Genomic DNA, 25382 nt, shown 5'->3' with positions numbered 1-25382 from the left:
GTTTGAATAAGATAAAAGAAGCGACAAATATAATTACTCAAGCTATTGAAGAAATAAATAGTAATATACTGCAAAATAATAATACACAAATAAAGAAAATAACAGAAGCCATAGATGATGGCGATAATATAAGTAATTTAATTGAACAATGCAGAAACTCATTAATCGAAATTAATGTTTGGAAAATCACACATAAAACCTTTATTTATGAATTTCATGAATTTAGAAAAAGAATTGGTTATCCAATTAATGCTAAATCTTCTACAGCTTATCATCAATATATTAATAATATATCTTCAGAAACTTTAATATATTGGTTTGACAAATATCCATATTTAAGAGAATTAATTGAAAAAATTATTAATAATATTTGTGATTTTTTATTGAAAGTCTGCCATGATTTAATAAAAGACTGGAATATTCTTATAGAAAGAAAGCTTATAAATAAAGAAGAAAAATTGCAGAATATTACTTATTTGGATTCAGATCCTCATAACAATAATAAAGTCGGATTATATTTTGATTTTGAAAAGTCAAAAGTTTTATATAAGCCTAAGTCCTTAAAAGTAGATACGATTATTTCTGAAATCTTTGAAAACATTTTACAGTTTGAAGCACTGGATCAAATTGTACCTGTTGCTACAAGCATAGATATGGGGGATTATGGATGGCAAAAGTTTATTAATCGAAACTATCTCAATAAAAAAAATCTCCCTAAAGCATTTTACAATTTAGGGCTATGTTCATCTTTATTTACTGCTTTAGGTGCTACAGATTTACATGATGAGAATATAATTTTCAATAAAGAGTATCCATATTTTATTGATTTGGAAACATGTATTCAACCTGAAAATAAGTATATAAACAATTCATTAGTAGATACTATGCTAGAGAATATGAAATCTTCTATAGCTAGTACATCTATAATTCCTTCTAACATAATAAGTTATTTGAAGCAGATATTAGTAGGTGCAATTAATACTCCCTATCCTCAAAAAACTAATAAAAGACATTTTTCTTTAAAAAATTTTGGAACTGATGCTATGGATATAGCAAAAGAAAATGTAACTGTGAATCATTTAAAGTCATCTATAAAATTAACAGCAGAGGAAGCAAGTAACCCTTTACCTTATCAATCTGATTTTTTAGAAGGTTTTTCAAAAGGTTATAAAAGAGTTCAGGAAAAATCTGCATCAATAAAAAAACTTTTAAATCATCATTCTTTTATAAGTAGGGTAATAATTAGACCTACCGATCAATATTACTTAGTTCTTGATGCACTTATATATCCAGAAAATTTAATAAGTGAAAAAAAAGTCGATAATATTTTAGACTATTTAAAACCGACTAAACTAGTAAAAGATAGAAAAATTGCTCATGATTTATTAAAAGAAGAAAAAAAAGCATTGAAACAAGGGGATATTCCTTTCTTTTATACTTATAGTTCTAATAATAATTTAAAAACACAAGATTATACGACACAAAAAGCTTTTGAGTTAACTCCAGTAGATAATATCAATCTAAAATTAAACAATTTATCAAAAAAAAGAAAACAATTAAATTTACAATTTATAGCAGAAGGCTTTTCATATATTAAATTAAAAGAGTCTGAACATTTTAGTAAAGATAATATATTATACTTTTCTCCAATGTTTAAAAATGTTCTTGAAAAGATAACTATAAATAATCCATATCCTATTATCGATTTATTGTTAAATTTGAGTATAACTACTAATTCTAAAGTAAAGAAAACTGGTTGGTTTAATGGAATGTATGGAGACATGCCTAGCATGTATAATTCTATGACTAACTTTTCTTTACATGATACTGGAGGTATAACTTTTCTCTTAGAACATAGTAAAAATTTAGGGCAAAATTCTAGTTTAGCTAAGTTAGACGGTTTACTAAATTCAACTAAACTAGGATTGCTAGAATTACAAGAATATTATTTAAAAGATAATATAAGTAACTATTTCTCTATTATATCTGGAAAATCATCTATTGATTTTATTTTTGATCATAAAAAGGAAAGGTCTGGAAATTTAGAAAAAATAGATTTTTCTCATCATCATTTTACAAAAAAAGATAATGATATTTTTAATGGGACGCCAGGACTAGGTTTAGCTCTGTCCTCTTTTCCACTTACTTCGGCGGATATATTATTTAAAATTCTAAGAACAATTGTTTACGACAGTAAAAAATACAGTAAAAAAGGAATAGCTCATGGTAAATTAGGTATTTTATGGTCTAAATATCGTATTAATAAATTTCTAAAAAGAAAAGAAGAATGTAAAAAACTGTTTGAGGAAGCTAAAAATAGTAATTATTCTTTAACTGGGTGGTGTTGTGGTAACGCAGGATTACTTATGGTTCTAGCAGAAATGTGTACAGGATTAAAAATGGAAAACCAATTTTTAAAAGAAATCGCTAAAAAGTCTATCAATCTTCCTAATAATGAACCAATAGATTTATCAGTGTGCCATGGTGTAAGTGGTGTTTTACAATCTTTACTTTTTACTTATAGCGCAACAAATGATGAGTGGTATTTATCTTTAGCTAATAATTTTTGGGAAAAAGTTTTATATTTATCAAAAAAGAATGGTTTTTATACTGGCGAGAAAAATAGAGATTATATATTAGGTTACTTTTTAGGATGGAGTGGCTTTGCAGATAGTTGCTTATTACTCTTCCAATTTAATAACAAGAAAAAACCTTGGATACCTCTTAATTTAAGTTCTAATATATATCAAGAAAATTTATGATAGGAGTGTAAGTATTTTATGAAAACTTTGGTTGCGATAAGTTCAGTAAAAAGTAATTCTAATTATCATTACATAGGAGACGTGAACTTTGGTACAATCAAAATACCTTTTGGAATTATAGAAGTCGGAAAACCAAAATTTGATACATCTCTTCCTGAAAATGATAATTATGTTTTGTTACAAGTCAAAGCAATTTCTTGCAATTATAGAGATAAGGCAATTTTAATAGAAAATTATAAGAAGTTTAAAAAAAAGAATATTTCATACACACCATTTGGTTCTGAATTTTGTGCCACTGTTATTAGTAAAGGGGCTAATGTTTCTGACTTTGAAGTTGGAGCAACGGTAATTCCTAATTGTTTTTTTCCCGATAGTAATGAAAACGAAACTGGAATACCTACTAATTTTGCTTCTATGGGCTGGTTGAAAATTCATAAAAATAAAATAATAACTTCGCCTAAAAAATTAACTCATAATGAAGCTGCTGGTTTTTCTCTAGGTGCACAAACAGCTACAGCAATGATACGTAAAATTAATATTTTAAATACAGGTGGAACACCTTTGGTATTTAGTGCGCGCTCTACGACATCAATTTTTTTAGTTAAAACTCTTTTAGCACATAATATTACTCCTGTATGTTTAACTACAACAGAATGGAGTGATAAAGAAAAAAGGCTTATTTATCCAAGCACCATAGAAAAAATTGATAATCATAAGTATCAAACATTAGAAAAGATTAAGAAGAAAAATATAACTCATGTTTTAGATCCTTTTTTTGACATGAATATAGAAGATGCTATTTATTGCTTGAATAACTTTGGTACATACATTACATGTGGACTTCGAGATCAACATCCTCTAATTTCTAGTAATACGCCATTACAACACGAACCAAAAGTTAGAAATGCTATTAGAGATGCTATTTTTAAAAATATTACAATTATCGGGAACTGTTTGGGAAAATCCAAAGATTTGGAAGATGCTATTAAATTAATTGAAAATGATTCTTTACATGTTCCTATTGATTGCATATATACAATTGATAAGGGAATAAATTTTTTAACTCAAACTTTTTGTGGAAAATCAAAGTTAGGAAAATGTATTTTAGAACTATAAAAAGGAGAATTCTTATGATTTTAAAATCAATTAGTAAATCTTATGGTAATGAGAAAGTATTAGATGAACTATCTTTAACATTAAATAAAAATGAAGTTGTAGGTTTAATAGGGAGAAATGGAGTAGGTAAAAGTACTCTAATGAAAATAATTACTCAACTCGACAAAAACTTTACTGGTAGTATTGAAGGTAACGAAGATATTGGCTATTTAATAGAAGAGCCCAAATTATATAATAACAAAACTGGAATAGAGCATCTAAAGTATTTTTCTTCAATTTATAATAACAATTTTGATTTAGAGCAGTACAATGAATTTTTACAAAATTTACAAATGTTAGATGTATTAAATAGAAAAGTAAAAAAATATTCACTAGGTATGAAACAAAAGTTAGGAATACTTATTAGCATATTAAATAATCCATCTTTTATTATTTTAGACGAACCTACAAATAGTATGGATATTGAAACTTCATCTGAAGTATTAAAAGAATTAAAAAGCATATCTCAAAAACAAAATATTGGTATACTTATATCAAGTCATAAATTAGAAGACATTGAAGATATTTGTGATAGATTTTTATTTTTAAAAGACGGTAAAATTTCCAGAGAAGAAACTAAAAGCTCGAAAAATACTAATATTATTAACTTGGTTTTTATTAATGAATATGATTTGCAAAAATTTTCAAATACGCAAAAATTTGGACAAATAATAGCTAATGACTCTAATACATTAAAGTTACAAACTAAGCACAATATTAATTCGATTTTACAACATATAAATGATTTCAACATACAAATAAGCGATATATTTTCAGAAAAACAAACTTTACGAGATATCTATATAAAAGAGAGTGGAGGTTCTAAAGTTGAGACTAAATATTAAAAAACATGTAATGATACACTTTTTGGAATTATTAAAAAAAGGACATATATTAGTAGGGGTATTAATTACCATATTACCTCCTTTGTTAATAGCATATTTTTCCATATATAAAAATATGCCATTTACTATTAAACATGTATCAAATTTTTATTGTATGTTTGGTATGCTTGCTGCAGTCTTACATCCACTTTATTTTGTTAATAGAGACTATTCTACTAAAGTTGCGTCCCTAATTAATAACTCTAGAAAAAACAGACTTCATTACGCAATGTCTAATTATATATTATCTGTGTTAATCGCTCTTCTTTATGCTTCTATAGGCATAATACTATTAGTTATAGTTAAAAATTTCGGTGTAGAAGGGACATTAACTTTCAAATTTATTATAGGCTTTCTATTCAATATAATACTATTAGTCACTTCATATTTTGCTCTAGGATATTTAATGGTTTTGTATAGGGTACATATTGGCATTATATATGCTACTTTAACAGCATTATTATTATTCATTCACAATATTTTCTCAAATATATTAGAAACAATACAAAATGAACACACAAAGCAATTTATAGAAAATTTCCCAATATATTATTATCCTGCATTAGTTGGTTCAAAGCCTTTTTCATTTTCACAGTATACAATAGGTATAATAATCCTATGTTTAATAACATCGTGGATATTCACTAAAAATTTGAGAAATCGTTATTAAAAATAATATTTTATATGGAGGAATTTTAATGAATGCACTTAATTGGTTTATATTATTTGTTATTAGCGCTATGTTAGGTTCTTTTGCAGCAAGTATTTTAGATAATATTATGCAAAGTATTTGGATTCCAAGAATTTGTGGTGGATTGGTAGCTGCTTTAGTAGGTTTCTGTTTATATCTTTATTTTACAAATGAAAAGTGATATTGATTTTTTAGAGTCTGAAACATGAATATTCCAGTAATTGAGAAAAATTGAGCTTTTCGTAAAAAAACGTGGGCCCCGAAAAATGAGTTGAACTGATGTGTCGCCAAAAAGTTGGACTGAAAATCTAACTTTTTGGGAGAGGCATTTTTACGCTTAATATTACAACAATTATTAAACTAGAATTACATGAATTATATTGGGGACACTATTTATATTATTATTTTTTGTGTTAGTTATTTATACCTTAAAAAAGGTGGTATAAATTTATATCTGCTCCAAGCTAAGTAATTATGAGAAAATTGCAAGAGAACCTATTTAATAAGTAATTTGAAAATATGATCTACTCAATTTTCTATTTGTTCGTTTTTGATACGAAATATACTAAGATTATCTGTGAAGAAATCTATGACGATAGATTTCTTCACAGATATTTTTTATAGTTGTAGAGAGGAACAGATTTTTCAAACTCGTGGATTCTAAATACGTATTAAAAATAGGTCAGCTTTACTCTCGCATTTTGAAATTCGATTGAAGTATGTTGGGTTCTTGAAACCGTGTATAGAAAAGTGAAATGAGAAAGGTTAAGTAAAGTTTTCAAAATTATAAAAATGAACGGTTTATTTAAGAATGATTATTTTTAATCATTTGTGCTTGACTAATCGTAGGAATAAGTTTGATACATTTTTCATTTCATAGTCGATATCTTTAAAGGCTGAAAAAACTTTTCTCATCTTCTTTACTTCCGAGTTTATCCTTCACGGGTGCAATATATAAGTGTTTATAAGTTAATGTATCTATATCATAATTTATGAAAATCAGTGTTCAACTTTTGATTTTGTTGTTTAGAATCTAATACTTTCGAATATTCAACTTTTTGAATTTTTAATAGATCTAATGCTTGTTTGTTAAAAGTAAAGTTAAAGAAGCATTAGGACCTTGTGAATTCTTTCTTTTATTAGATATTTTTACCATCAATGTATAAATATTTGAAATAGATGGAATTGCTAGCAAATCGCTTAAAGAATACCTACCACGACGCTTATCCTTTGATAATTTTCCAATAAATATGTCTAATTTTTCATTTCATTCAAATTCTTCATCATCGTCGATATGGTCAAACTTTGAAAAAGTGTTTGAATAACTGATGAAACAATTTGTTTTTTTGTGAAATAACTTTGAGATATGTCATCGCTTTTATCAGACAATTTTTTACTAATTTGTGTACTTATGTCAGCTATATTATTTAAATTTTCCCATTATTGATGTGAGTACGAAGATGAAAAAGTTTTTGATTAGACCTAATTTTTACGTTCGAGACCAATTTTAATTGTAAAAGCAGGATTGAGCATATTATCCAGTGATGTAATACTTGAATTATTTTCGTCATAGAATTTAAAATTTATATCGTTTTTATAACTCAATGCAGCATTTACTGTAACTCTTCTAAAAGAAGCGTCGTCAAGAGTTATAGTGTTATCATTATGAAATTTTAATAGTACATGTTCTTTTAGTTTACTTTAGATGTGAACAAATAAGCTAAAATAATTGTATAAATAACGGAACGTAAGTTTTGTTTAAGGGTATTTATGTAAGGCGAAATTTATTCATTTGAAGAATTAAATGATGTGTCCTATGACTACAGAGGTAATCGTTTATGGTTATTTAGAGGACATAGTAATGAAAAATGGGATTTAGTGCCAAAAGCAGGGCGTTCGCTATATTATAAATATAATGATGAACACACCTTTTATGCATGGAAATGTCAGGCTATGATATTCCTCAAAGAGTCTTATAACCATTGTGATATGTTAACAATTACATAAAACCGTGATTTAGTGATTAAGCAATTGAATTAGAATCTTAATGCATTTCTATAAAAATATGGATTGACGAAATTAATAATAATGAAAAAGTTGACCAATTATTAATTGTCCCAATATCTTAACTTTTGTCCCGTTAAATGATATGATTAATATGTTCCAGGAGGTGTAACAAATGAAAAAAAAGCAAATAATTAATTTAATAAGATACCATTCTGAAAATAATGAAGTTGGTTTTAAAAAGGAAGCTTTCAATATTGCTAATTCATTTGAAAGAAATGGAGATGCTCAATTGGCAGAGTATATTATGGCGCTATTATCGGATAGCAATGTATTTACTCCTCAAATGCAAAATGAAAGTTTTGAATATATAAAAAAATTGGATATAAATAATAAATCATTACCATTACCAGATGTTATAAAAGAAGATATTATAGGGATTGTTAATGCAATCGGTCATAATGCAGGGGTAAGTAAATTTTTATTTGAAGGAGACCCAGGCACTGGAAAAACAGAAACTGTTAAACAAATATCTAGAATATTAGATAGAGAACTATTTTATGTTGATTTTGATTCACTAATAGATAGTAAGCTAGGTCAAACACCAAAAAATGTATCAAATTTATTTAATGAAATGAACAGTATAGTGTACCCGCAAAATGTTGTTATCCTATTCGATGAGATAGACGGACTGGCTATGAATAGAATGAATAATAGTGATATAAGAGAGATGGGAAGAGCTACAACAAGTTTATTAAAAGGGTTAGATAGTGTTAATGAAAATTTAGTGATTATAGGTACGACAAATTTATTTAAAGAATTTGATAAAGCATTAATAAGAAGGTTTGATGCAACAATCAATTTTAACCGTTATGAGACACAAGATCTAATAGATATAGCATTATTTATAATTGATGAACTAGTGAATGTTTTTAAGTTTACAAGTAGAAATAAAAGATTATTAAAAAAAATACTTGAAACCGCAGACAAATTACCTTATCCAGGTGATTTAAATAATATATTAAGAACATCTGTTGCTTTTAGCAGTCCAAATAATGAATTTGATTATCTAAAAAAGATTTTTATTAGAATTATTGGTGAAGAGTATTTAACTGTAGAGTTTTTAAAAGCAAAGAAGTATACGGTTAGAGAAATTGAAATACTTACTGGTATTTCAAAGAGTCAAGTTTCTAGAGAAATGAAAGGGGAAAAGAACGATGAATGATACTTTGCGTTTGAAAGGGACATTAAATTATAGAAAGAATAATACTCGTCCTGGCCCTCCTAATTTACCAAAGAATGGGGTAGTAACAAGTGATCATTTAAAAAAACTACAGTCTCAATTACAGAGATTATTAAACTTCTGGGAAAAAGAGGATTTATTTGAAGGAGCATTATTAAGTATATATTATAAGTCGGTTATTGCTAAAAGTAATAGAATTAAAGCATATATTAAAAAGAATTCAAGTAGTACCAATAATTCGGTTGTTGGAGCTAGGTTTCATGGAGAAAAAAGTAAGCATGTTATAACACATTTAGTGAGTTTAGACTTAATACGCGCTGATATAGCAAATTTAAATATAATCATCCAAAATATAGATGAAAAATTTAGTGGAGAAGTAACTCGTGATATTATTACTCAAGTTAATAATAAAGAATTAGACTTAGAAGGAATAAAGAAATCAAAGTTTAGTCAATATGTTGTTGATAGCTTCTATATAGATAAATTTGATATATTTTATAACACTGATTTAAAAGAAGAGGATTCTATTGTTAGTTTGTTTGATGTAAATCAAAATTTAAAAGAGACTTTAGCAAGTTTAGGTATAGATATAGGAGAACATCGTATTTATGATAATACAACTGTCTTAATGACTCCAAGTGAGATTAATATATTAAAAAATAGAGCTTCTTTTTTAATTTCTATGACAGTGACTGATATTTCACAATTGGATAGGTTTGAATTAGAAATGGAACCTGATGTTAATGAGCATATAAGTATCCCTAACCCAAGTAAGGAACCAACAATAGGAGTCATTGACACATTATTTGATGAAAGAGTTTACTTTTCAAATTGGGTAGAATATTATGATTTAGTTAGTGAAGATATAGAAAAACATGATAGGGATTACGAGCATGGCACTGCTATAACATCGATATTAGTTGACGGTCCTACAATTAATCCAGAACTTCAAGATAATTGCGGGAGATTTAAAGTACGTCATTTTGGTGTAGCAGTATCGAAAAACTTTAGTTCTTTCAATATTATGAAAGCGATTTCTGGTATAGTTATTAGTAATCCTGAAATCAAAGTTTGGAATTTGTCGCTTGGATCAAATAAAGAGAAGCCTGAAAACTTTATTTCTCCAGAAGCCTCTATTTTAGATAAGATTCAATATGATAATGATGTGATATTTATAGTATCTGGTACCAATAAACCGATAAATGTACAGAGGAGCATGTCAATTGGAGCACCGGCAGATTCTATAAATTCATTAGTAGTAAATTCAGTGGATATTGAAAATAATCCTGCAACATATTCAAGAGAAGGTATTGTTCTTTCATTTTACAACAAACCAGATGTAAGTTGTTTTGGTGGAGATAAGAGTAATTTAATGAGAGTTTGTATGCCTCATGGGGAGAATATTGTTAAAGGCACATCGTTTGCAGCGCCGTGGATTACTAGAAAAGTTGCTTATTTAATAGAAGTGTTAGGTTTTTCAAGAGAGGAAGCAAAAGCATTAATTATAGACTCTGCCACTACCTGGAAAGAAAATAAATATAAATCAGATTTAGTAGGTTATGGAGTAGTGCCCAAAGATGTAAATGAAATAGTAAAATCAAAGAATGACGAAATTAAATTCATTGTTTCTGGAGAATGTAAAATGTATGAAACTTATTCACATGCAATACCTGTTCCAGTAGTTAATAATGAACATCCATATTTAGCAAAAGCGACGTTATGCTATTTTCCTTTTTCTGAACGAAATCAAGGTGTAGATTATACAAGTACAGAATTGGATTTTAAATTTGGAAGAGTAGACAATAAAAATGAAATCAGAGCTATTGATAAGAATAAACAAGATACAGATGGAAATTATTATTATGAAGATGAAGCAAGAAAAAATTTTAGGAAATGGGATAATGTTAAACATTATACTGAAGTATTGAAACCTCGAAGTAGGGGGAGGAAGAGTTATAATAATGGAATTTGGTCATTCAGTATTAAAGTTAAAGAACGAGTTGATAAAAAGTATGGTGAAAATATTAAATTCAGTGTAGTTGTTCGTCTGAAAGAATTAGAGGGTAAAAATAGAATTGAGGATTTTATTTATAATTGCCAATTAAAAGGTTGGTTAGTAGATCGTGTGAACGTTGAAAGTAGAATTGAAATTTATAATCAAGCAGAAGAAGAAATCACATTTGATTAAATTTTTTGGATATATTTAGATTTATAAAAGGGGCATTTTCTAATGAAAATGCCCCCTTTTATTGCTGAGCTTTAATACTCTTATGGAAGAGTTATTTTATTAGGTGAATAACCGCATTACCACCCGATAAGCAGAAGCGTATCATAAGTGATGCGGTTTTTTAAATTTTTATTTATATGATACAAACTGGATTGTTTTGTAAATAATAATTCTCGGATTACTATACTAGATGATCTAATATAGTTACTTAATGTCCTAAATTATATGCATACTATTACTACATAAATTGATATTTTGATTGAGAGGTGGCTTATATATGAAAATGGCAGAGCAAATAAAAAAGCATAGGAAAGAACTTGGTCTAACTCAAGAGGAGTTAGCCGACAAGTTAAATACAACAAGACAATCGGTTTCTAAATGGGAACAGGGGACGCTTGAACCTAATATTCAAATGATAAATAACTTAGCGGTTTTATTTGGGATTAGTCTTGATAATTTGGTTAATGGTAAAAGCAATGATGAGGTGAATGTCAATGAAAATTGTGTGTCTAGACCAATGAACTTTTGGGAATTTGCATCTCAAAAATGGTGGTTGATAATTATAATTTTATTAATTGTCAGTGGAACACTGTCTCAAATTTTCAATTAATATATAAGTCTTCTTAATTAATATTAAGGAGTAGTTGTATGAAAATTTTTATTGTTACTTTAAAGATAATTGGTATGAGTTTATTGTTATTTATAATTTCAGTATTTGCACAAAATTAGGGTATTTTATGGCATGTATTCGATCTATATACAATAGAATATGTGTTGCATGGAGTGACTTATCTTGCTGTCGCTATTTTGCTTATAAAAATACTAGTAAATAAAGGTTTGAAAAAATCATTATCATATTATAGGATAACGTCTTTTCGAATTTATCCACTATGTTTAATCTTAGGATTTTTCTTACCACTAACAGTTGTAGTTGTTTACTACATTTTTGTACCAGGAAACCTAATTATGACTAATTATAAGTCTTCTAAAGATTATGTTGAAATGCTTATTGAAGGTATATTAATTACAGGTATAGTTGCTCCAATTATAGAAGAGATTGTGTTTAGAGGCGTACTTTTGAAATATATTGAAGAAAAAACTAATATAGTATTTGCGGTCATAGTGACTTCAATATTGTTTAGTGTAGTTCATTTGTTTAATGGAGAATTAGTAGGTATGGATCGTTACTTACTTATCATTGCTGGCACACTTGCCGGTATTATGTATACAACAGCCACGTATGTATACAATTCTATTTGGGCGAGTATCTTACTACATGCATTTTGGAATCTGTGGGGATTATTTACTATTTCAAATAGCAAAATAGACTATGGTATTTTTCAATATGTAATAAATAATAATAATATTTTTATAACCGGTGGAGATTATGGTATGGATGCTTCACTTATTTCAATTTCTGGATATATTTTAATAAGTGCAATACTTTTATTTAAAAAATATAAGTATTAGCGATAGTTATGGATTCAAATTTACATCTGATGGAGATGTTGAAGTCTACTATAGTTCTGGTAAAAAAACTAAAGATTAGCTGTTCTTGTTGATTTGTAAAATATTCAATAATGAGGTTTATGATGAATATACTAGTTTAAAAGATTGGAGATACGTGGAAAGTAAAGATGTTGATTTAGAAACAGCATTAAATTATCTGATTATATAATGTCTTACCAAATGAAGAAGGTATTACTGAACTAGTGAAGGAAAAACAAACAATCATTGAACTGGGATAGTAAAAAATGAAGTTAGAGAAGTTCTTCTCTAACCTCATTGTGATTTATTTTTTATTGATGAGTGGCATTGGTCTATGTGGTTATTTGATTTTCTACATAGTTTACACAAGGGCGTTATCAGAACTGAAAAAACAATTTTTGTAAATTTTCTTTTTTTGGTTTATTTTATTATATAATATAAATATCTCGCTTAATATATTTGTAAATTGGTCATTCAATAATAATAAAATGCCATCGATAAAAATATGAATGACATTCTATACTAATTACAAATAGTTTAGATATGCTTGTATTATGAAAATAGTCTTACTCATTTTTATACCTAGCAATAAAAGTATCTAGATTTTCTTCAAATTCTTTTAACTTTATTGTTTCTCGCAAAGCATCTGTTACTGCTTCAACGCTTTTAATGTTTAATGCATCTGCTTTATTACCTAATATAGGGATGAATCCTTTATTAGATAAAGATGCATTTTGTGATTTGAATTTATATATTGATGGCGCTACTTCATTCTCAAAATCAATATTTTCTTCTTTACAAATTTCTATAAAATATTTTTTCCAGTCACTAATACTACGCAAAATTACAATCGTATTCTTGTCATTTAGGATTTTTTTTATAATAGCTTTTGCACTTAATTTACTACTCTCTAGTTCTTTTATATTGTTCCAATCCATTTTATTAAAGCTCCTATATGGAACTAACTCGATGTTAGTTACACTAATTTTAAATAATGCTTCTTCAAAAAGTTCTTCAATATTATATTCAACTCTGTTCGTTAATCTAATTTTTTCTGCTAGTTCTATTTTTTTAAATATATTTTTAAAATGTAAAATAGCATTTTTATATAGAGGTTTAGTAGTTTTATCTTGAAATACTTTAGAATAGTACTTTGCAAAGTAATATGCTATTGAACTTAACTGGTTATAATTACTAGTTATACTATTAAATAATTGTTTGTCCATTTTATAAATTTCGAATAATTTTTTGATTTCTAGAGAAAGTATACTTTCTTTACTTAAAATATGTTCGTAATAAAAATCACATAACTCTTTATTATCTTTCAATTTATAATTACTTATTTCAAATACTTCTTTAGATTGAACGTTAAGAGTATCGATTAAACTCTTTTCAAATTCTCTTTCTGTAATTATATATTTGCCGACAGTGTTACATTTTTCAGAGATATTCTTTTTCATATTGGTTCCAGGATTAAATAAACCAATAATAAAATTTGAATTATCAATATCTCCTAAAATATGATTTGGTATTCCCCAGTTAACCGCTTTAGATTTTGAGTTCAGTACATCTGATTTATTAATCCAAGTGAAATCTTGATTGCTACTTGGATTATTAAACAACTCTTGATATTTTATAGATTTTTCATTAATGTCTTTCTTATTCCAAAATTTTTCAAAATCACTCCATATTGAATTATCCATATTTAATCGCTCCATCAAATAAATTTTAAGATTGTATCTTATACTATTCATTTAAGCAAACTTAAACGACATTATATGTCCCATTTCTTATCTATTTAAATTTTTTCAACAATTTGTGATTTTAGTGACCTATATTAATTTCACACTAATAATTGCTATACATTGACTATATTTCTTGGCATAATATTTAATCAATAGGAGCTACGTAAATGTAAGTATAAATAATAGGCGGCAAAGCCAATACCTAAAAACCCCCTTACTACAGGCATAGTAAGGGGGTTTTTAGGTATGATACTTTTGTTGGTTACATTATTTAGAATTTTAAACATACTTTAATTAATAGTCATCAGATGGTTCCATAACAGCGATAAATTCAGGTTTATCATCTTCTTTTATACTTATCTTTTTATGTTCATTGTCAATATCTTCAATTAATTTTATTACTAATTTAGAATCTTTCTTTCCTTCTAAACCTCCGATTTCTAACATAACTTTTGATCTAACAGCTATTATTTCGTCATCTGTAATTTTCTTTATATGATATTGTAAATCAGCTCCTTCACCATTTTCACCATAATATACAATATCAGAACCACTTAAATTAATAATTTCTCTATAGTCATCATCATTTTCACGTTGAAAAGTTCCAGTACCCGTATATAATGCATTATAGATTGGTGTATCTTTTTCACCATAAATATATTTTTCGACTTCTTTTTCTTCTTCGTCACTTACAGTATATTCTGGGTTGTCTTTCTTTTCTTGTTCTTCTCTTTTAGCTGTATCATCTGTATTATTTGAACTGTTTTCGGTTTTATCTTCTGATTTATTCGACGTATCTGATTTATCTTTCTCGTCAGAACAAGCAGACAAAGTTAGAATTGCACTAGCGGTTAATATACCTAATAATATTTTCTTCATTTATTCATCCTCTTTCTTAAATTCCATTTTTTCATTATCATAGCTTGAAGCCATCTTCAAATAAGGTTTTCCTTTAAATATAATCGTATTATCATCTTTCACTTCGTATTTAACTTGGTCATCATATTCTCCACCGGTGAAAGTTATAAGTTGGTCTTTTTTATTAACTTGACCAGTATAATTATCATCAACTTCACCATCACTAGTAGAATAATAACTTTCTAATTTTACTGTATCACTACCATCTTCAGGTACTGTTAAAGTAAAGTTAGATTTCCCTTCATATACACCTGACTTCATATCATTCTTACCACAAGCAGCTAATAATACAATCAAACCTAAACATATTGCTAACATTTTCTTCATAATTTACACCCTTTAAACATAAGTATTTTTTATACTATCTAATCTTTCAATAAAACTATCAATATATGACTGTGGTCCAATCATTTTAGCCTTTGGTGCCAATTGGTATGCTATATAATAAGAATCAAGTTCTGTGCATGACACTAGTGCAGTAACTTTGCTATCATTGTGTTTTAAGACTTGCTTTATGGAAAACTGGTGCTTAAATTGATTCCAAATTGATTTATCTATTTCGAACATAATAGGATTAGTGTTCTTCACTTTATCAAAATTAGAATTTAAAATTCGAACATCAATTATGTCACGAACTTTTATGTTGTGTATGCTTCCATTGTATTCATATGTAAACCAATAGTCATAATGCATATACATAAGTGATAGAGGTTTTACAACAAACTTTCCATTAAAACTAATTCTCACTTTAAGTCCTTTTGTAATGCATTCTTGCAGTTTCATTAAATTTACACCAGGTAACTGATCTGTACGAATATTAAAGTGATTCAATACATTCTTTAATATGTATCTATCTTCAACACGTTTATTCGATATTTCGCTTAGTAAAATATTATAAATATGTGAATGTAAAATAGGTGTTAAGCTTTTTATTTTAATAAGTAAACTTAGTAGACCTAAACTATCGCTTGAATAACTACCGTTTTTCAATATATAGCCATCTTCTACACGACTATATACGACTTTGGTATTTTTATTATTCCAGTAATCGCTCTCATAGAAGAATGTGTTCAAATCATTAATATCACGTTGAATAGATTTACTACTGACACCAGTTAATTCACTAAACTCCTTAGTTCTTACAATGTCATTATTTAATAGACGTGTAAGTAGAGTTAAAATACGCATTGCTTTATCCAATTGAACCAACTCCTACTACATAATATAAATAATAAAACGGACACAATGTGTCCGTTTTATCAATAAATTCAAAAAAATTACTATACTCAATTTAAATGTCCATTTTTATTAAGCGCTACTTTAAAGGGGAATTAACTTTATCATTTAATAAAGCGATAGTAGAACCAATAGTTGTTGAAAGAATAATTAAAAATAAAAGAATAAATGTTGTTTTATAACTAAAATAATCTTGGAAGATACCGATTGGTGTGGAAAATATAATTTGACCTAGTTCGACAATCATTATATAACCAATCAAATAGACAGTTGCAGAAAGTCTCGTACTAAAATGCATTGTTATGTATTTGAACACTGAAAGTATAAAAATAGGTATTTCAAAAGCGTGTATAACTTTTATAACAGAAATAATAACAAAATCATCTGTTAAAATACTTAAACCAATACGTAAAACCATTATTATTAGACTTAGAATTAAGGTTTTTTTAATACCTATTATTGAAATTATTTTTTCAGCTAGCATCAAAACTAATACTTCAATAAATACTTGTAAAGAAGTGAATATACTGTATATTTTTTCTCCATTATAATTTTCTGGAGCAAACTTCAAAAAATAGCTTGGAAACAATTGTTGTTCAAAAATTAAATATAATGGACATGTAAAAAAAATGATTAAAACAAATAACAAAAATTTACTCGATTTAAATAAATGTGATAAGTCAGCAAACTTAATAGCAGTATCTGTAAATATTTTTTGCTTTGGTAATTTATTTTCTTTTATAGGCTGATAAAAAATTAAAATTATTGCTAAAGTCATACTAAAGAGGGAACTAATACCAAAAGTTAAAGATGGGCTTATTATATACAAACTACCTGAAATTAATGAGGCAATAGCATAGCCTAACGAGCCCCATGCTCGAGACTTTCCATAATTGAAATCAAAAGCCCTACTAAATTTTTCAATGACAGCCTCATATAAACCCATTGCTGCTAGAAAACCACTTGATAAAAATACTGATCCAACTATGCTTACTATGTAAAAATGACTGTTTAAAAAAGGTTCATAAAATAATATGAAGAATGGTCCCGTAAATGAAGTGATTATTGAGCAAATGACAAGTAGTATTCTATTAATCCCTATTTTATCTTGTATGATGCCATAAATAAAAATGAATAAAAGTGCGGTCACTGAATTTATAGAGTATATAATACCTATCTCAGTATTTGGTAAGCCGAGGCCATTTTCTTTTGATGATAACCAAATTTGAAAGAAGGGCCACCAAATACCCCAAGCAGCAAAAAATAGAAAAAATGTTATAGAGTTTTTAAAATAAGATTTATTACTAATAAATTCTGAAAAAAAATTACGCAATGTCATCAATCTCCCAAACGATCAAATATTTAAGTAGAACATTTATAAAAATACCATTTATTATTAGTAAGTCAATTATAAATAATACAATAATTAGTTGTGTTTAGGTATAATAAATATATTTATGTAGTTAAAAATCAATGATAATTTGCTCTACAAAGCAAAAAAGTACGCTCAGCATATGAACGCACTTTTAATAATTTTTTCATATCGCTGTCTCTTACATCTTTTGGATCTATCTTTCCAATTATTGATTGCAACTCACGTTCCCAGTGACTGTTCATCAAATCACTCATTTCTTCATTTTCTTTTAATTATACTCTAAGCAAATATAAACATTCTTAGGGAACGTAAGTTCCTTTATGATATAATATGAGAACTTAAGTTCCGGGGGTATGTCTGTGAATTATCAGAGGATTTATCAAGAAATTGATAGAGCAATAAAAAATATGAGTAACATGGGAATGGAGACTAGAGAAGGCCAAGAAAATCTTATGTATAGTATTTGTGAATCTTTTGAGAAAGCTGAAAATGTTATTGTAGAAGCACAAGTAGGTATTGGTAAATCATTTGGCTACTTAATACCGGGTATTATAATTTCAATGGCTACTAATAAACCGCTTATTGTTGCTAGTTCAACTATTCAATTAACTGAACAATTATCTAGTGATATAAAAAAAGTAGAAAATATACTTAACGTTGATATTGATTGTATAGTTGGCAAAGGAGTCAGAAATTATCCTTGTTTTAGAAAAATTCACGATAATTTAAAATCTGAAAAGTTAAATACAGCATTAGATATTGCTAAACGAGGTTTGACTAAGCAAGAAGTAAATCATTTATCTATAGATTGGGATGGTATTAGCACAAATAGATGTATATATGAAAAATGTGTTCATAGTCAAGATTGCTCCTTTTTGAAAATGAGAAATCAAATGGTAACGGGAAATAATCACATTAGACTTAAAGGATCCAAACCAAAAATAATAATTGTTAATCAAAATCTACTTTTACAACATTATAAAAACAAAAAAACAGGTAAAAAAGGAATAATTTATGAAAATCCTTGTTTGATTATAATTGATGAAGTACATAATTTGGAAGAAAATCAGCGTGCTACATACACTACAAGTATTAATTCTTCTTATTGTATTAGCATTTTAAAAAGTGCAATAAATAAGTTTAATGGAAATAAATACTATTTTGAATGTGTGAGAGAGTTAAAGAGATGGTTTGATGGCCAGTTAACCTATATAAAGTCTCATAATATGTATGAAAGCAAGAGAGTTATAAATAGTGGAAGAATGGAGATTAATAAAAGTAATATTATTAACTTGAACAAGTTAATAGAGAATTTAGAAGATTTGAAAAGCATGATTGAACTTAAAAGCATAGTTACTTTTACTAGAAAATCAAAAATGAATGATAATGAATTAGATGAAATAGAAAATATTATTAAAGCATTAGAAATTATAGCTATGAATGATGATGATTATGTTATATGGAGTGAAATATTATCCAATAATCAAATTGGAATATCGTATTGTCCTAGTAATCCATCTAAAATATTAAAGAAAACTTTATTTAATGGTAATAATATAGTTGCTTGTTTTTCAGCAACGATTACAAGTGATTCTAATGAAATGGACGGCTATAACTATATAATAGAAAATATAGGATTTAATGGCTACTATGAAAATGTCGAAAAAAATGAGTTTCCATATGATGAAAGTAGATTATATATTCCGTCGCAATTGCCAAATCATAATAATCGAGATAATGAATACTATAAAGAGATAGCAAAGCATATTTATAATATATCAATGCATAACTCTGGAGGTACAATGGTTTTATTTACGGCAAAAGAAGATATTTTATTTGTATCTGATGAGTTAAAAAAACTAAACATTCAAAAGTGTCTTTATTTAGATGATGGGGAAGTAAGTCAAAATGAAATCATTCAAAACTTCAAAAAAACATATGGAATAATATTAGGTACGGGAGTGTTTTGGGAAGGAATTGATTTGAAAGAGAAAGAATTAACATCACTTATAATAGTAAGATTACCATTTCCGGTTCCTGATCCAGTAATACAAAGAAAGATTGAATTACTGGGTGATAGTGAACAAGTATTAGTGCCAGAAATGATTATGAAATTAAAACAAGGCACTGGTAGATTGATCAGAACATCAAAAGATAGAGGATTATTGACCATATTGGATTCAAGAATGAATAATAAAAATTACCGATATAGAGAGTCAATATTAAATTCGATACCAATAAAAAATAAAATTGATGATTCAAATGTGATAGACTTCTTGAAATCATTATAACTATAACTTTTATATTGTATTTTACAGAGTGATATTCAGATTTTGATAAAATTGCAAAAGTTAATTGTGTAAGAAATAAAAAAAATAAGCAGATGATTATGAAATTTTATTAATAATGCACATGGAGTGATTGATATGAAATCAATTAAATTAATAAAGTATAATAAAGTTCTATATACTAACAAGAAATTAAATAATACAAATAAATTAAAGATACCTAAGTCTTATTTAGATTATAGTAATAGACTAACAAAGACGCTAGATAATAACTATTTGGATGCCATTAGTAGATTAAATTTACCCAAGTTTGACATAGTTAGAATTAAACCGCATTTAACAAATATTGAGAATATAGTGAAAAACGTTCAAAAACATGTACCAAAAATAAATAATTTAATGGCAGATACTATAATTAAAGTAAATAGAGCTTTAAATGATAGTTTTAAAGTTCATATGAATTTGATCAATAATATAACGACCAATATCGATTTTAGTAAGTTACAAAAAATAATTAATTTATTAGAAGAAAGATTAATTAAATTCATAAAGTACAGCGAGAAATACAGACTGAGTATGAAGCTAGAATATTTTTCTGATTACTATGATATTTATCTTGAAAAAGACAAGATCACTGATGAAGATATTTATGTAACTTTTAAATCTCATTACGCGACCATAAAAAATAATCTCATTGAAAATGATTTTTACTATCCGAAGAGGTCTTATATCCATAGGATTATAGATAACTTTGAAAATAAGCGATATACAGAAACTGCTATGCTTGCATTAGCATCTATTGATTATTTAACTATATATAGGGCGTATCAGGAAGAAAGAGAAGCCAATTATAAAAGTATAAATATGATTTTGAATAAAGATATACTCGATAATGAAGAAGAAATCGAACAAGTTATCACTGAATATACTGTTAAGCTGATAAAGGAATATTATGGTATTAATAATGATATAGATGACCCAGACTACATTAATAGGAATAGATTAATGCACGGTATTATGGATATTGAATCAATTAAGAAGATTGATTGTATAAAGCTTTTATATCTAATAGATGTATTATCAACTATTAAAGTTGAGTTAGTGAAAGGTTACGAAAATTAACAAACATTGTATATTTTAAAGTTTTATGTTTAAATACCTCATTACCACCCGATAAGCAGAAGCGTATCACAAGTGATGCGGTTTTTTCAGCCACTCCGTAAAGGGGTTTTGAACGTATCACAAATAATATTAGACGAAGAATATAGGCTAATGCCGTGCATAAAAAAACTGCCAACAAAGTCGGAGACTTTGTCGACAGTCTGAGACTCGAATATATAATTCGAGTCTTTTATTTATACTCATAATTTGTTATTAAAATTATTATGCTTCTTAATATTAGAGATTAAAACATATAAACCTATTATTAACATCACTATTGGAAGAATTATTATTAAATATATAGAAAATGAACCAAATAAATTAGTAATCATAGTTAATAAAAGTATTATGAGTAATATTAAATTTAAACCTACAGTTTTTGACATAATATTCTCTCCTTACTGTAAGAAATAAATATCAATTTATTTCTCATCATCATTATCTTTTCTCACCCATTTATAAATATAATACATAACTACAAACACAAAAGGTATAAGAGGAGAAATAATACCTGAGTAATTTCCATTACTAATTAGAGTTGGGATGGTAATAATAGCTACAATTAGCCAAATAAATAATACTATAACGACATATAGCTTACCCTTATCCATACGATAACGCTCCTTTCTCTATTATTTGGAGTCAGTTCATTACTTGCGTAGGGTTTGTATATTTATATAACTATTTTAAAAATAGCATAGTTATTTAGACTATTAAACTTCTTTTACTAAGTACAAAATTATTTTTTAGATTAATGGTATTACAAAGTAACGTGGTATTTTTGGAAACTTTGCAATAATTTTTATACTTTACCCATCGTACGTATACAGTCGTTCTAGAGATAAAGCAAATTTTCCAATATTGACGGATGTAATTAGGTAATACAACCAGTTCTACTAGTTAAAATCAAGAAAAATTACAGTAAACTCTATATTCATAAAGGGGGGAGTTTAAAAACCCGAAAATCATCGTAAAAGTTATGATAAAATGCATAAATAAGACAGGTAAATATATATATATTTGAATTTTAAATTGCAAAATTATTATTTTTAGAATATAGACATTATATATAATATATATTGTGTTACTTTAACTATAGAAAGGGGGTTTACATAATTAAAAATCATAAGGAATTGATACTTTCATTTCTTTACTTCGCAATTTTAATAATTAGTTTATTTGTAATTATTAAAAGTTGGAATACTATACCTAATAATATTCCAATGCACTTAAGCAATGATAATGCGTTTATTACAAAGCATATACTTTTTTTGCCTATTTTTTTAAGTTTACTTAGTTTTTTGCTCTTATATTTATATAGAAAGCAAAATAGGTTTAAAAATCGGACTAATTTATTTTTACAGTATTCTATAAGTCTATATTTTATTTATATTAGTAATTTTTATGTATTAATATTACTAGACAAAACAAATATATTTTTTAATAAATTAGTATTAATGTCATTGCCAATTATTATAGTAGTTTGCTTAATTATTATAGAAGTACGTACTAAGTTCAGGAAGGATTATTAAATTAAAAAGTTCATTTAAAATTTTTTCATTAGTTAATTACTGTTATTTGTATCATTATTAAGTATATATTTTTCATTTTTTTACTCTAGAACGCCTATTAATATCTCCAATTCAATTGAACAAAGTAAACCAAACTTAGGTAAAGTGCTACTTAAGTTTGGTTTAAACTCTAAGATTAAAGATAGATTAACTTTTTTTTATTAATCCGCAGCTAAAAATATCAGAACAATACATTTTAAAATCATCTATTTTATAAATACGCCTAGAATAGTGATAACATCTACGGCAAAACTTGCGATATTGGATGATGATTTAGCGAATTGTTTAACTACAGACATATCATTATAATTAGGCTCCTTGTATTTGTTAAGAGAATTTTCTATATTATTAATAGCGACTAGCAAATCAGTATTACTTGTATCTGTCAATTCTTCATTATATATAAATTTCTTGGCATTTATAGAATTTATACTATCGGTAAAGACATTAACTTGATTAGCTTTTTGTATATCAACGGAATTAGTTTTTATATCAACATTTGTTTTTGATAACGGTACTGCATACAATTCAATATCGTTATCAAGGTACTTATTGAGCTGTTTTTCTATAATATTTTCTCCTTTGTAATATGCTTGCCATTTATAACATTCATACTCATTGCTTCCAAAAGTTAAGATATAATTTTCCCGTATTGCATAGTTTAATACCTCAAATAGCTCCTTACCTTTTTTACTGATTGGAGTGCATTTCAATTTGATAGTTAACTGATTATTACTGAGCTGTATGTCTTTTCTGTGTCTTTCAATTATATTAATGATATCTTTTTCCATATGCAAATTCTCCTTAATTCTATAAAGTGAAAATCCTTTTATTATAGCCATTTATAATGTTTTAGAAGTTATTTTAATTGAATTAATGTTATTTCAAATCCACACTTTCTTCAGCATTTGCAGATGTGATAGTAACGCCTATTAATGTGATAATATCGCCAATGATTGCAACCCAAGTTGGTATTTCACCTAACATAAAGTAAGCTAATACAAGTGAAACCGCTGGTGTTAAATATAGAGAGATGGTGGCATCTGATACACCTATTTTTTGTACCGTATAGGCTAAGGCAATGTAAGGTATAACTGTTGGAAATGCGCCTAAATAAATGACGGATAATATAGATGTCATGTTCGCGGTCTGTACTTCATTAAAACTCCCCGGTAAAAATATAAACATAAATAATGCCCCCGCAATAATTGTGTAAATCGTCAATGGAATAAAACCATATTTATCTAAATATTTTTTTTGAAACGCAAAGTACACACTTTCACCAAATGAAGCTAATAGGACTAAAACAATACCTATAATAAAGACATTAAGTTTATCTCCATTGCCTAATGAGATTAAGGCCACACCTAGAAACGCAACAATTGATCCCAACCAAGCCAATTTTGAAAATCTTTCTTTTAAAAAATAAGTGGCCAGCAGCGCAGAAAAAATGGGAGTTGTCGATACAATTAAGCTTGCTACACCCGCGCTCACATAATATTCTCCGATACTTAACGCAGTATGATAGACTGTAAAACCACAAAATCCTAATAATAGAATAAATGGTATGTCTTTTATATGAGGTAGAGGTATTCTTTTTATAATCCCTAGAATTAATAATAATATTGCCGCAATGAGTAACCTTAAAGCAGATAAATGTTCTGCTTTAAAATCATCCAGTGCTATTTTAATTACTGGAAAAGCGGAAGCCCAAAGGAAAATGGTAATACCAAATGCAAAGTAAATTGATTTACTATATTTATGATTATTCATCAACATCTGCTACAACTGTTTGTTGGTAGTCAATCAGAATTACTGAACGCACACCAATATGATTATCATTTCCTTTTTCAACTGGACTTACGTAATGACTAACATCGGGATCATAAACTCCATAAGATTCTAAGGGTTGAGTGATTTCAAATACCTCTATTAAATCTTTATTGTCAATGTCTTCGGGCTTATTACCAGCTGCTTCTGGAATTGCTATAGCATTTGTTCCCCCAGTTACATTTGTCCTTTCAATTAAATGTGCAAAAGTAAAAGGTTCACCATCTTGATGTAAGCAATCAGGTGATGAAATTGCTTTATCGACATCTTTTTCTACATAAAGTTTTACGAAATGTACACCTACATGGATAGGTAAAATTTTGTCTTCTTCATTCCAGAATGTTTCCTTATAATTGGCTTTGATAATTTCATTTAATAACTTGTTATTTCGTATATTTTTTTCTATCGAATGAAACTCTCTATATGCTCCTGGGTGTTCGGGATTAAATTTACCTTGGAAGTACGCTGAATATTCTACATCATTTTTAGTTATTGTTGGTAGCCAATAAATATCTTCTGTTTCAGGTAAAATAATTGCTCTTGAGTATCTTCTGTATCTATTTAAGTTTGGCGCATAGTCATCTTCTGGTAAACTACTAAAGTTTTCTAATAATTCTTGATAATCATGTTGTATGCCTTCATAATTTAAGTCTTTCATTAAATCATATCTTGCATAACCATTTTGCTTAATCTTACTCACTATAAAACATCTCCTTTAATATTATATGTTCATATTAAGGAATATGATTTATAATGAGTGCAACCAATTGTCAGATAATTTACCCAACCAATTTAAAAAGGAAT

The 25382-nt window shown here is 27.2% G+C and carries 21 protein-coding genes; 11 read left to right on the top strand and 10 right to left on the bottom strand.

Annotated features, from left to right (window positions below):
• The first annotated feature begins 2 nt into the window (after positions 1-2).
• The 9 genes from lanM to BJS11_RS13935 all read left to right on the top strand — a co-directional run bounded on the left by lanM (position 3) and on the right by BJS11_RS13935 (position 12436).
• Positions 3-2762 (top strand): type 2 lanthipeptide synthetase LanM, encoded by a 2760-nt coding sequence (gene lanM / locus BJS11_RS09025; protein ID WP_069995869.1) that lies wholly within the window; start codon positions 3-5, stop codon positions 2760-2762.
• Between the two features lie 18 nt (positions 2763-2780).
• Complete coding sequence (locus tag BJS11_RS09020) at positions 2781-3878, top strand: alcohol dehydrogenase catalytic domain-containing protein (protein ID WP_069995875.1); 1098 nt, start codon at positions 2781-2783, stop codon at positions 3876-3878.
• Positions 3879-3892: 14 nt separating this feature from the next.
• Positions 3893-4762: an ABC transporter ATP-binding protein gene (locus tag BJS11_RS09015; RefSeq protein ID WP_069995880.1), complete on the top strand. Its 870-nt coding sequence runs from the start codon at positions 3893-3895 to the stop codon at positions 4760-4762.
• Positions 4746-5471, top strand: coding sequence for an ABC transporter permease (locus tag BJS11_RS09010; protein WP_081333114.1), 726 nt, complete (start codon positions 4746-4748; stop codon positions 5469-5471). Before BJS11_RS09015 ends, BJS11_RS09010 begins: the two co-directional genes overlap by 17 nt.
• Positions 5472-5499: 28 nt before the next feature.
• Positions 5500-5673: a hypothetical protein gene (locus BJS11_RS13715; RefSeq protein ID WP_159427258.1), complete on the top strand. Its 174-nt coding sequence runs from the start codon at positions 5500-5502 to the stop codon at positions 5671-5673.
• 1998 nt (positions 5674-7671) lie between these two features.
• Positions 7672-8721, top strand: a complete 1050-nt coding sequence (locus BJS11_RS09005; RefSeq protein ID WP_069995881.1) for an ATP-binding protein — start codon at positions 7672-7674, stop codon at positions 8719-8721.
• Positions 8714-10927: a S8 family peptidase gene (locus BJS11_RS09000; protein ID WP_069995883.1), complete on the top strand. Its 2214-nt coding sequence runs from the start codon at positions 8714-8716 to the stop codon at positions 10925-10927. The genes BJS11_RS09005 and BJS11_RS09000 overlap by 8 nt, the downstream gene beginning before the upstream one ends.
• A gap of 316 nt (positions 10928-11243) precedes the next feature.
• The gene (locus BJS11_RS08995) at positions 11244-11576 is read left to right on the top strand and encodes a helix-turn-helix domain-containing protein (RefSeq protein ID WP_069995885.1); all 333 of its coding nucleotides are present in this window, start codon (positions 11244-11246) and stop codon (positions 11574-11576) included.
• Between the two features lie 356 nt (positions 11577-11932).
• Positions 11933-12436, top strand: coding sequence for a CPBP family intramembrane glutamic endopeptidase (locus tag BJS11_RS13935; RefSeq protein WP_245167129.1), 504 nt, complete (start codon positions 11933-11935; stop codon positions 12434-12436).
• Positions 12437-13020: 584 nt separating this feature from the next.
• Here the strand turns inward: BJS11_RS13935 and BJS11_RS08985 are convergent.
• The 6 genes from BJS11_RS08985 to BJS11_RS13710 all read right to left on the bottom strand — a co-directional run bounded on the left by BJS11_RS08985 (position 13021) and on the right by BJS11_RS13710 (position 17970).
• Positions 13021-14157: a hypothetical protein gene (locus tag BJS11_RS08985; protein ID WP_069995887.1), complete on the bottom strand. Its 1137-nt coding sequence runs from the start codon at positions 14155-14157 to the stop codon at positions 13021-13023.
• Between the two features lie 336 nt (positions 14158-14493).
• Positions 14494-15078: a hypothetical protein gene (locus BJS11_RS08980; protein ID WP_069995888.1), complete on the bottom strand. Its 585-nt coding sequence runs from the start codon at positions 15076-15078 to the stop codon at positions 14494-14496.
• On the bottom strand, positions 15079-15444 hold the full coding sequence (locus tag BJS11_RS08975) for a hypothetical protein (RefSeq protein WP_069995890.1): 366 nt from the start codon (positions 15442-15444) through the stop codon (positions 15079-15081).
• 12 nt (positions 15445-15456) lie between these two features.
• Complete coding sequence (locus BJS11_RS08970) at positions 15457-16317, bottom strand: helix-turn-helix domain-containing protein (protein ID WP_069995892.1); 861 nt, start codon at positions 16315-16317, stop codon at positions 15457-15459.
• A gap of 115 nt (positions 16318-16432) precedes the next feature.
• The gene (locus BJS11_RS08965; protein WP_159427257.1) at positions 16433-17686 is read right to left on the bottom strand and encodes an oligosaccharide MFS transporter; all 1254 of its coding nucleotides are present in this window, start codon (positions 17684-17686) and stop codon (positions 16433-16435) included.
• Positions 17687-17823: 137 nt separating this feature from the next.
• The gene (locus BJS11_RS13710; protein ID WP_159427256.1) at positions 17824-17970 is read right to left on the bottom strand and encodes a hypothetical protein; all 147 of its coding nucleotides are present in this window, start codon (positions 17968-17970) and stop codon (positions 17824-17826) included.
• A gap of 111 nt (positions 17971-18081) precedes the next feature.
• Between BJS11_RS13710 and BJS11_RS08960 the strand changes: the two genes are divergently transcribed.
• Positions 18082-20019, top strand: coding sequence for an ATP-dependent DNA helicase (locus BJS11_RS08960; protein WP_069995896.1), 1938 nt, complete (start codon positions 18082-18084; stop codon positions 20017-20019).
• A gap of 135 nt (positions 20020-20154) precedes the next feature.
• Entirely contained in the window at positions 20155-21138 is a 984-nt protein-coding gene (locus BJS11_RS08955; RefSeq protein WP_069995898.1) for a hypothetical protein, read from the top strand.
• Positions 21139-21599: 461 nt separating this feature from the next.
• On the opposite strand, the gene BJS11_RS08945 is transcribed toward BJS11_RS08955, so the two are convergent.
• From BJS11_RS08945 to BJS11_RS08930, 4 genes are all read right to left on the bottom strand, one after another.
• Complete coding sequence (locus tag BJS11_RS08945; protein ID WP_069995901.1) at positions 21600-21788, bottom strand: hypothetical protein; 189 nt, start codon at positions 21786-21788, stop codon at positions 21600-21602.
• Between the two features lie 1166 nt (positions 21789-22954).
• Positions 22955-23539 (bottom strand): hypothetical protein, encoded by a 585-nt coding sequence (locus tag BJS11_RS08940; RefSeq protein WP_069995903.1) that lies wholly within the window; start codon positions 23537-23539, stop codon positions 22955-22957.
• 88 nt (positions 23540-23627) lie between these two features.
• Positions 23628-24521 carry a DMT family transporter gene (locus tag BJS11_RS08935; RefSeq protein WP_069995905.1) on the bottom strand — a complete coding sequence of 298 codons (894 nt, stop codon included), beginning with the start codon at positions 24519-24521 and terminating at the stop codon, positions 23628-23630.
• Positions 24514-25278 carry a 2OG-Fe dioxygenase family protein gene (locus BJS11_RS08930; RefSeq protein ID WP_069995906.1) on the bottom strand — a complete coding sequence of 255 codons (765 nt, stop codon included), beginning with the start codon at positions 25276-25278 and terminating at the stop codon, positions 24514-24516. The genes BJS11_RS08935 and BJS11_RS08930 overlap by 8 nt, the downstream gene beginning before the upstream one ends.
• Positions 25279-25382: the final 104 nt, after the last annotated feature.

The sequence above is a fragment of the Staphylococcus caeli genome (assembly GCF_900097965.1).
Classification (GTDB): Bacteria; Bacillota; Bacilli; order Staphylococcales; family Staphylococcaceae; genus Staphylococcus; species Staphylococcus caeli.
This window is presented reverse-complemented; position numbering and strand designations above follow the sequence as displayed.